General features: G+C 44.3%; 6 protein-coding genes and 1 tRNA gene. All 7 read right to left on the bottom strand.

Annotation, left to right across the window (positions count from 1 at the left end; all coding sequences use genetic code 11):
• Window positions 1-133 precede the first annotated feature (133 nt).
• Complete coding sequence (locus BOW51_RS08535; RefSeq protein WP_078477354.1) at window positions 134-427, bottom strand: hypothetical protein; 294 nt, start codon at window positions 425-427, stop codon at window positions 134-136.
• 14 nt (window positions 428-441) lie between these two features.
• A complete protein-coding gene (locus BOW51_RS08530; protein WP_078477352.1) occupies window positions 442-690 on the bottom strand; it encodes a hypothetical protein in 249 nt (82 codons plus the stop codon).
• A gap of 33 nt (window positions 691-723) precedes the next feature.
• Window positions 724-800 (bottom strand) — tRNA-Arg (locus tag BOW51_RS08525).
• Window positions 801-1,293: 493 nt separating this feature from the next.
• Window positions 1,294-1,932, bottom strand: coding sequence for a lambda exonuclease family protein (locus BOW51_RS08520; RefSeq protein ID WP_167367290.1), 639 nt, complete (start codon window positions 1,930-1,932; stop codon window positions 1,294-1,296).
• 1 nt (window position 1,933) lies between these two features.
• A complete protein-coding gene (locus BOW51_RS08515) occupies window positions 1,934-2,635 on the bottom strand; it encodes a Sak single strand annealing protein (RefSeq protein WP_078477347.1) in 702 nt (233 codons plus the stop codon).
• 8 nt (window positions 2,636-2,643) lie between these two features.
• On the bottom strand, window positions 2,644-2,964 hold the full coding sequence (locus tag BOW51_RS11200) for a hypothetical protein (protein WP_135568172.1): 321 nt from the start codon (window positions 2,962-2,964) through the stop codon (window positions 2,644-2,646).
• A 13-nt stretch (window positions 2,965-2,977) separates the two neighbouring features.
• Window positions 2,978-3,608: toprim domain-containing protein (locus tag BOW51_RS08505; protein WP_174564741.1), on the bottom strand; the 631-nt coding region annotated here is incomplete at its 5' end.

The following is a 3,608-nucleotide window of genomic DNA, read 5'->3' as shown; positions in this document are numbered from 1 at the left end:
GCAAGATATCCAATCGAATTTTCAATGTCATCCAAAGCATCCTGCAACTCAGCTTTGTACTCTTGTGTTTTTTCTATATTGTTAGCTTTCATTTTCACTTCCTCTCTCTACGTTTAAACTTCTAGTTAAATCACTATTTACTTTCATCTTGCTTAGGTGAAATATCTTCACCTGCTTCATGCCGTCGCACGACATCTCGAGCTGCATCACTTGCTGCATCATGTGCAGCTTTACTTGCAGCCTTATAGGCAATCTTCTCAGATACCTTCTCTGCAGCCCTCTCTGCTGCAGCTTTAGCCGCATCAAATGCAATGTGGTATGACACGTCATTTGCTGCCTTGAATGCTGCCTTGTATGCACATTCATATGCCACCTGGTGCACTGTCTGCAGAATTTCCTGCGGGACCATTTTTTCTTTGTCGCTCATTATTTTTCCTTTGTTTAAGATATGGGCTTGGTTACTTTTATATCGTGCCTGCTCTTCTCGGCACTATGATTATGTGATTCATCAATCTGAGCCCTGGCTGAATCGATGAACTCTTTACGAGCTTGAAGCAATTCCTCATATGCAGCTGTATAGGCCTCGTCTGCCTTTATCTTTGCGTCGTATGCATGTGAGTACTTTTCTGATACTCGCCTGTCCTTCTCACGAGCCTTGACATACTCACGTCCAAATCTACTGCCCTCCACATCCCACCTCCTTTGTTTGCCTTCGTTGATCGATGGCGCCCCGGGGACGATTCGAACGTCCGACCTGCCGCTTAGGAGGCGGCTGCTCTATCCAGCTGAGCTACCGGGGCAACAACTTAGTAGGACTGCATTATTACATCGCTTACTCCCCTTGTCAACACTTTATTTATTTAAGTTGTAGAATTCAAGTCTACCTGCCTTTCCTTCCTGACGCAGGGACTCCATGCTTTCGAGCTGAGCCTTGTAATGCGAGGCTATGATGGCTCTTGACTTGATGCTGGTCTTCATTGGTGTGATGAGGCCTTCTAGCCTGGCTATGACGTCATCACCAAGATACTGCGTTATCCACCTGCCCCCTATTACAGGATCTGCTGCATATGACATGTGGCATGTGAAGCAGCTGGCCGTTGCGTTGTCAGGGTGCCATCGTATTGATGTATGCTTTCTACTGTAGACATGAGAGCACTGCAGCTTCCTTCTATTGCCATCTGCTGATAGATCTATTCCGCAGCGCTCACATCGATACTGAGATCGTTCCCTGACACATTTACTAAAATAAATATCTGCCTGGTAAGTCTTTATCTTCAATAAATAACCTTTGGCTTAACATGGCCGGTCAGAGAATGAATCCGCTGCTTCATTTATCATGATGGTAATGTCAGTACATTCATTTAACAGCTTGTCGATCCAATCATCGTCCCTGCTGCACGTAAAGACAAGTGGCTTAAGACCAATGCAGTAGCTCATAAACACCCACTCTTGCATGCCTGTGACTGCCATGCAGGCTTGCACCTGTGGCATGTAAATGGCCGGCATGCCTTTGGACAGATATTCCATGTGCGTCTTTGGCATAGGGCACTTTATTTCAAGCCCTGAAGCAGGTACTCCACCTCGAATGATGATGCCATCAGGTGAGCATCCCAGGCTTGTCTTCGTGTTGAATATAAATCCAGTCTCAACTACAGTTTCTCCAGTCTCGACTTCGAACCTATCCCTTGCCTCTGGCTCAGTATTGGTCCCTACGAGCATTGCTTTTGAAGTAAACGTCTCGGCCCTGATACCAATGGCTTTCTCTGCAGACAGCTTGAATACAAGCTTTTCTATGCTCGAGGATACTTTTCCTGTTGGCGTCAATATCTGACTCACCTGGGATGCGGATATAGCTCCAAGCCGATCCATATGCCATTCGTGTGAGCCCTGCTCATTAGAACTTACAATGCAATCAATGAATTGAATTTCCATGTCACTCAACACTCCATAATGCAACTGGGATACTGTCTTTGCTCTCGGCTTCCTTCTGAGCTTTACGCTCATTACTAGCCTTGAACTCTTTGCTTGTCATGAAAACCTTTTCTGTCGGAGAAAAGCCCCCATCCATTTCGGAAAGGTTCCAGATTGAAATCTTCATATCACGATTGCTGATTCCCTTCCAGGCAGCAACTGCCGCACTCACATCATCGTTTAATATCGCCTGGCGAATTGAAATGATGAGATTACATCTTTCTTCATCCATCTTCTCCAGTTGATTGCTTGGGTGAGACTCCCCCATATAAACATGCAGCCCCAAACCATGCAGTGCTATAGCCTTCACAAGGCACCGTTGTATGGTTGTGTTTATGTCATTTGAATTTGGCTCGTAGATCGTATTGTTCCTGAAGTCAAGAACTGGCAATATTGAACACCTTGTAACATCACCAACTGTCACGTGCACTTCACAGTAGTATCCTGTGTCTGTTTGAAGATATGGAACGTGAACAACACTGCTATCATTATATGGAAACCTTACAACTCTCCACGTAGCATCAGGAACAACAGACAGCAACAACTCAACAGCCTTGGACCATGGCAGATAATCGAACTCCCCCTTCCTCTCCAGGTACTTGCTGACGTCAACTTCATTCAAAGTTTCAAAACAACTCATCTTAATCACATCTTCCTCTCTCATTTTCTTTCTCACTTATTAAGGTTTAATAATTGTACATGATAGTCACACACTTTGTCAAAAGCCGCCTGAAGCCTCTGCAGCGATGGTGTTGTCTTGTACTTAGAGACAAACCAGTCATCAGCGTATTTCATCAATGCTATTCTCAGCAATGAGTCATCGTCTACAACGAGAACATCAGAACAGAACTGCTGATCCAGTTCATTGACCATCGTAAACGTCTCTGGAATCCAGAACACACTCACGTATTTAGATTTTGATGTCCTCAACGTATAGCGTATCTGTGAACGTACATCGTAGACATAGCTACGGCATGAACTATGAAATTTCATTTGATTAAATTCTCTAATTGTTTTCTGTCAAGTATAAGTCATTAAAATCCCCTATCTCATCAGGTATCCGAACATCAACCTGTATGCCACTACTGTAAAGTTTGCCTGCAAGAATATACGCAGATTTTTGGCCTCTGAAATTACTATCGTTGTCGCCGAATATAGTCACATTCGTGACGCCATCGGGCGGTACAAATGACTCCATGAGTGAGGCATTGATCGATGACCAGGTATCGATCCCGAAAACCTGCTTGCATATAAGTGCAGTCTCAATCCCTTCTGCTATTCCAATATTCTCTTTTACATCGCTTAGTCGAATAGCCGCTCCTGTCTCTGAAAGCTTGTGCACTGAAGGCATGAGCTTCCTGGGTGCCTCCATATTGGCCTTGCCACCGTATTCAAGATACGTTCTATGTATTGTCAATGGGACTCCATCACTTGACGTGACCATGGCTATCATTCCTTGATATAGCTTGTGTATATGATTATCATTGACACCGTGAATGTGGTCAGATGCATAGACGCCATTAGGATTGGCAATACCCCTGTCTCGCAGATATTTCATCACCTGTAATGATTTATATGGATCATACCTGGTTGCCCATAACTTGTTGAGTGACTCACGCTTAGCATTGAAGTCAAAA

The organism is Solemya elarraichensis gill symbiont (assembly GCF_002021095.1).
In the GTDB taxonomy this organism is placed as follows: Bacteria; Pseudomonadota; Gammaproteobacteria; order Chromatiales; family Chromatiaceae.
The sequence above is the reverse complement of the archived record's forward strand: the minus strand, read 5'-3'. Positions and strand labels throughout refer to the sequence as shown.

What these genes read in the sequence shown, in the direction of transcription:
- BOW51_RS08535 (WP_078477354.1), bottom strand. Translation starts at nt 427, where the DNA reads ATGAGCGACAAAGAAAAAATGGTCCCGCAGGAAATTCTGCAGACAGTG.
- BOW51_RS08520 (WP_167367290.1), bottom strand. Translation starts at nt 1,932, where the DNA reads ATGGAAATTCAATTCATTGATTGCATTGTAAGTTCTAATGAGCAGGGC.
- BOW51_RS08515 (WP_078477347.1), bottom strand. Translation starts at nt 2,635, where the DNA reads ATGAGAGAGGAAGATGTGATTAAGATGAGTTGTTTTGAAACTTTGAAT.
- BOW51_RS11200 (WP_135568172.1), bottom strand. Translation starts at nt 2,964, where the DNA reads ATGAAATTTCATAGTTCATGCCGTAGCTATGTCTACGATGTACGTTCA.